Origin of the sequence: Burkholderia sp. Ac-20392 (genome assembly GCF_017104585.1) — a bacterium.
Lineage (GTDB): Bacteria > Pseudomonadota > Gammaproteobacteria > Burkholderiales > Burkholderiaceae > Burkholderia > Burkholderia lata.
The window spans coordinates 1-682 of sequence record NZ_JAAGPB010001102.1 but is presented as its reverse complement, the minus strand read 5'-3'; the positions used below and the strand labels follow the sequence as shown (position 1 = coordinate 682).

The following is a 682-nucleotide window of genomic DNA, read 5'->3' as shown; positions in this document are numbered from 1 at the left end:
CTCGGTCGCGACGGCCGGTGCGGCGTCCGCCGTATCGGTTTGCGCGGCGGCGCGCGCTTCGGCTGCCGCGCCCGCGTCCGTGCCTTCATCCGCGCTTTGCCCGCGCCGCACCCAGATCTGCGCGAGGCCCATTTCCTCGAGCGCCGCTTCAGCCCATGCCATGCGCGTCCCCTTCGTCCTTGTTCAGCGTCAGACGCATCACGATCGCGTCCTCCCGGCTGCGATGCTTCGCCGGGTAATAATTCTTGCGCCGGCCGATCGTCAAGAAGCCGAAACGCTCGTACAGATGAATCGCGCGCGGATTGGATGGCCGCACCTCGAGCAGCACACCGTCGAGCCCTTCCGCGCGCGAAATGCGCACGGCCTCGCGCAGCAGCGCCAGGCCCGCGCCCGCGCACTGCGCGGCCGGCGCGACGCACAGGTTCAGCAGGTGCATCTCGTCGACCACGGGCATCAGCACGCAATAGCCGATCAACGAACCCGTCACGTGCCGCAGGCACACGCCCAGATAACCGTTGCGCAACGAATCCTCGAAGTTGCCGCGGCTCCACGGGAATTCGTACGCGACGTGCTCGATCGCGACGACCTCGTCGAGATCGGCATCCGTCATCGGCGCCAGATAGCGGTCGCTCAGCAGTACACCCGTCATCCCTTCGCTCCGCCCGTCTGCGCGAAGGGATGA

The 682-nt window shown here is 67.6% G+C and carries 1 protein-coding gene and 1 pseudogene; both read right to left on the bottom strand.

All coding sequences use genetic code 11. The features are described from left to right. A pseudogene (locus G3N99_RS42290) lies at nt 1–162 on the bottom strand (uracil-DNA glycosylase); the annotation flags it as partial. Then, entirely contained in the window at nt 149–649 is a 501-nt protein-coding gene (gene rimI, locus G3N99_RS41025; protein WP_089425705.1) for a ribosomal protein S18-alanine N-acetyltransferase, read from the bottom strand. The pseudogene G3N99_RS42290 and the gene rimI, both read right to left, overlap by 14 nt. Nucleotides 650–682 lie beyond the last annotated feature (33 nt).